The organism is Pseudomonas sp. CM25, assembly GCF_013179705.1.
In the GTDB taxonomy this organism is placed as follows: domain Bacteria; phylum Pseudomonadota; class Gammaproteobacteria; order Pseudomonadales; family Pseudomonadaceae; genus Aquipseudomonas.
The window spans coordinates 1-4,285 of sequence record NZ_JABMCW010000411.1 but is presented as its reverse complement, the minus strand read 5'-3'; the positions used below and the strand labels follow the sequence as shown (position 1 = coordinate 4,285).

General features: G+C 59.6%; 3 protein-coding genes and 5 tRNA genes. 3 read left to right on the top strand and 5 right to left on the bottom strand.

Going from position 1 to position 4,285, the window contains the following annotated elements:
• Nucleotides 1-952: autotransporter outer membrane beta-barrel domain-containing protein (locus HP546_RS26770; protein WP_172231802.1), on the top strand; the 952-nt coding region annotated here is incomplete at its 5' end.
• Nucleotides 953-1,129: 177 nt separating this feature from the next.
• Complete coding sequence (locus HP546_RS26765) at nt 1,130-2,527, top strand: hypothetical protein (protein ID WP_372242466.1); 1,398 nt, start codon at nt 1,130-1,132, stop codon at nt 2,525-2,527.
• Nucleotides 2,528-2,574: 47 nt separating this feature from the next.
• Here HP546_RS26765 and HP546_RS26760 read toward each other — a convergent pair.
• The 5 genes from HP546_RS26760 to HP546_RS26740 form a co-directional block, all read right to left on the bottom strand.
• Nucleotides 2,575-2,650 (bottom strand) — tRNA-Gly (locus HP546_RS26760).
• Between the two features lie 85 nt (nt 2,651-2,735).
• Nucleotides 2,736-2,811: transfer RNA gene (locus HP546_RS26755), tRNA-Gly, on the bottom strand.
• Nucleotides 2,812-2,814: 3 nt separating this feature from the next.
• Nucleotides 2,815-2,890, bottom strand: a tRNA-Glu gene (locus HP546_RS26750).
• A 92-nt stretch (nt 2,891-2,982) separates the two neighbouring features.
• A tRNA-Gly gene (locus tag HP546_RS26745) sits at nt 2,983-3,058 on the bottom strand.
• Nucleotides 3,059-3,062: 4 nt separating this feature from the next.
• A tRNA-Glu gene (locus HP546_RS26740) sits at nt 3,063-3,138 on the bottom strand.
• Between the two features lie 274 nt (nt 3,139-3,412).
• On the opposite strand from HP546_RS26740, the gene HP546_RS26735 reads away from it, so the two are divergent.
• On the top strand, nt 3,413-4,180 hold the full coding sequence (locus tag HP546_RS26735; protein WP_172231799.1) for a hypothetical protein: 768 nt from the start codon (nt 3,413-3,415) through the stop codon (nt 4,178-4,180).
• Nucleotides 4,181-4,285: the final 105 nt, after the last annotated feature.

Here is a 4,285-nt window from a genome sequence, read left to right as displayed (position 1 = left end):
CGACAACGACTGGTTCCTCGACCTGACTACCCGAGTGGTCAGCCCTGGTACGCAATCGGTCATGGCCCTGGCCAACGCAGCCCCAACCATCTGGTACGGCGAACTAGGCACCTTGCGCAGCCGCATGGGTGAGGTGCGACGCAACCCTGGCAACTCCGGCGCCTGGGTGCGTACCTTCGGCAATAAATACAATGTCGCGGCCAGCGCTGGCGTGGCTTATCAGCAGCATCAGCAAGGTTTGTCGTTCGGCGCCGATACCCCCTTGTCAGCCGGTGATGGCAACTGGCTGGTCGGGGTTACGGCGGGCATCAGCACGTCCGACCTCAACCTGGCACGTGGTTCATCTGCAACCGTCGACAGCTACCACATCGGTGCCTATACCAGCTGGTTCGAGGCCGAAAGCGGCTATTACTTCGACGCCACGGCTCGGCTCAACCGCTTCGAGAACAGCCTGGACGTACGCCTGAGCGACGGCAAGAAAACCGAGGGGGACTACACCAGTCAAGGGCTGGGGGTTTCGCTGGAAGTCGGCCGGCACCTGAGCCTGGCAGACGGCTACTTCCTCGAGCCATTCGCGCAGCTCTCGGGGCTGGTGGTGCAGGGCAAGGACTACAGCCTGGACAACGGTATGAGTACCGAGGGCGAACGCACACGCTCGCTGCTGGGCAAGCTCGGCGCCACAACAGGGCGCACCTTCACCGCGGCGGACGGGCGCACCCTCCAGCCCTACCTGCGCGTCGCGGCCGTGCATGAATGGGCCAACGATAACCAGATCAAGGTGAACGGCAACCGCTTCGCCAACGACCTGTCCGGTACGCGCGGTGAGGTTGGTGTGGGCCTGGCGCTGTCATGGGCAGAGCAATGGCAAGCGCATGCCGACTTCGACTACAGCCACGGCAGCAAGATCGAACAGCCCTGGGGCGTCAATCTCGGGGTGCGGTACAGCTGGTGAACACTGAGGGAAGGCCGTAGCGCCTTCCCTTTTTCGTCTTAACGTCAGGCTCGGAGAAGGCCGATGACTCGTAAAAGAACCACCCAGGAAGCCACAGCCCCGTGCAATACATCGACCGCAGCGCCGTCACCGGCCACGGATACGGCACTGCTCGTTCCGCCAACGGTATTGGACCTGGTGCCTGATGTGGAGGGAGCGCCGACCAATGTCGTGGCGTTTGTCGCCACCTACAAGCCATTGCGCGTCGAGTTCCCGCTGTGGGCACACTCGGCGCCAGAGCTGGGGACCGAGTACCTGACGTTGTACTGGAATGGTAAAGAGGTCGAGAAAAAGGCGTTCGACAAGCCAATTCAGCCTGCAGATCTGTATATCCTCGCACCTGTCCGCTTGATGATCGAAGGCGAGCATGATCTGCATTACGACGTGCTCAACTACGCGGGTGAACTTTCCGAGTCGCGGCCGCTGACTGTTTACATCGACAAGACCCCCCCCTTGCTCCCAGATGAAGACCAGCTGGAGTTTCCCCCGCTAATCATTCGTGATGGGGTGACCGAGGACTACCTGAAGGCCAATGACGACGAGGTCACGGCCGAAGTCCCGCCCTTCCTTGGCGCCGAACCAGGAGACACCGTGAAGTGGTTCTGGAGCGACGACCCGGTCGGGAAACAGATGGTCGGCATGATCACGCTGAGCAAAGAGGACATCGAACTCCTGGGTACGCAAAGTAGCAGCAAAACGCTGAAGCTGGTGTTTACAGGCGACTTTATTCGCCAGGCCGGCAACGGCACTCGCTTTGCCCGTTATGAAGTCCAGGACCGGGCCGGCACGGCAACTCAGCGAGCCTTGGCGCGCTCGGTAAAATCAGACCCGTCCCCCCCACCCCGCGAGCTGCCACCGCCGCGCATCAAAGAGGCGACAGGCAGTGATTTCTTCAGCACGCTGGAGCCAGGCAAGGCCGTCAATGGCGTCACATTCGTCATACCGGACGATGCCGACATCAGGCCCGGTGAAACAGTCACCGCATACTGGGGCGAACCAGGCACACTCGGCGGCTACTCCACCAGCACACCCACTTCGCCAGGTGCACGTGAATACCTGATCCCTCGCGTGCATGTGCCGCCGCACATGAACAGCCGGGTCGAGTTGCATTACCAGATCGACAAACCTGACGTACCGCCATCACCTTTGCACTTTGTCACAGTACGGAAAATCGAAGGCCTGCCAACGGTCCAGTGCACCAAAATCATCAACGGCGCGTTGAACGTGCGCAATCTGGGCAGCGCCACCTTTACGCTGGGCGACTGGGAATTCCGGCATACATCACAGCTCGTCAACGCCTGGATCCTTGGGGTGAGCCGCACCAATACCGAGGTGGAAATCACACTACCCATTGCCAATGCGCTACCCGTTCCTACCGAAGCTGGCGAGATAGTGCTGGGTAACGTGAGCGAAACCGACCTGCGAGAATTGGCCCTCACCTTCCAGTTCCATGTGCTCGTCGAGGTGTCATTCGACGACAAGGTGAGCTGGTTGAAATTCCCGAGTGCCGCTGCCCAGCTGGAAGACAAGGCCTGATCCCAAGCAAAAAAAAACGCCACTCGAAAGAGTGGCGTTTTTGTATTTGGAGCGGGAAACGAGACTCGAACTCGCGACCCCGACCTTGGCAAGGTCGTGCTCTACCAACTGAGCTATTCCCGCAATTTGAAGCTTTACCGCTATTGGCGTGAAGCGCCATGAAGACCTTCACCACCACTGTACCGCATAGACGCCACAGTATTTAAACTGGAGCGGGAAACGAGACTCGAACTCGCGACCCCGACCTTGGCAAGGTCGTGCTCTACCAACTGAGCTATTCCCGCATTTGGCGTCCCCTAGGGGACTCGAACCCCTGTTACCGCCGTGAAAGGGCGGTGTCCTAGGCCACTAGACGAAGGGGACACACAACACTTTTCAGTGCACCAGGACCTGAACCTCACGATTCAGACTGGATTTCTATTTCCTGCCCCGCCGTTAAGCGTTGCCGGATAATTTGGAGCGGGAAACGAGACTCGAACTCGCGACCCCGACCTTGGCAAGGTCGTGCTCTACCAACTGAGCTATTCCCGCAATTTGGCGTCCCCTAGGGGACTCGAACCCCTGTTACCGCCGTGAAAGGGCGGTGTCCTAGGCCACTAGACGAAGGGGACACGCTGCTGGCATTGCTGCCTGCTTTCACTTCCTGCCGCGTTTCGCTGTGTGCTTTACGCTGCAAGTGGCGCGCATTCTATGGATGGTTGGAACATGCGTCAACCCCTTTGTAGAAATTTATTTAAATCAATGACTTCCGGGTCGGTAGGGGTGCAGCTGCGCGTCAGGTGGTCGATATAGAGAGAGGGCCAGCACAGACATACGGCGCCTGTTCGCTCACGCGCAAACTCACTACACTCAAAGCTGCAATTCTTCTTCAATGAGGCATTAACGGTGACACCACTTCTGATCACCCTGCTCATCGTGGCGGGTATCGCGTTGCTGATCGTGATCGGCTACCTCAACAATGTGGTCGAGAACGGCAAGCTCGAGCGCGCCCGGATGAAGATCGAGCTGGCCGACCGCCTGCGCCGCTGCGGTGAAATCACCGAGACCTTCCCCGGCCAGTTCATGACCCCGGCGCTGAAGCTGCTGCTGACCCGTCTGGAGCTCAACCTGAACCAGCGCCAGTTGGCGGTGGACAAGCACAATGCCGAGCTCAAGGCGCGCATTGCCGAGCTTGAAGGTTTGATAGCCCAGGGCGAACAGATCCCGGTCAACAACCCGCCCAACCCGATCCAGACCGAGGTCAAGGCCAAGGACGTGCGTTTCTTGCTGGAAGCCTTGCACAACCAGGTCACCCGTGCCGCCCAGGAAGGCTTCCTGCCTGCCGCCGAGGCCAAGCACTGGGTCAAGGAAATCCGCCATATCCTGGTGCTGCTGCACATCGAGTTCTTCAACAGCCTCGGCCAGATGGCCCTGCAGAAGAACCAGCCGGGCCAGGCCCGCCTGGCGTTCGAGCGCGGCGTGCAATACCTGCGCAAGCAGCCGGAGCCAAAGGTGTATGAAGAGCAGCTGACCTATCTGGAGAAGCTGCTGGCCCGCGCCAACGCCCAGGTGCTGGACAAGATGGAACCGGCGCAGGACGAGCAGAACGAACTGACTGAAGGGCTCAAGACCGATGAGGAAGAGACCTGGAAGAAGAAGGTGATGTACGACTGATGCATTAACCTGTACTGGCCTCTTCGCGGCTAAAGCCGCTCCCACAGGGACCGCAAGGCCGTCAAGCCTGATGCAGTCCCTGTGGGAGCGGCTTTAGCCGCGAAG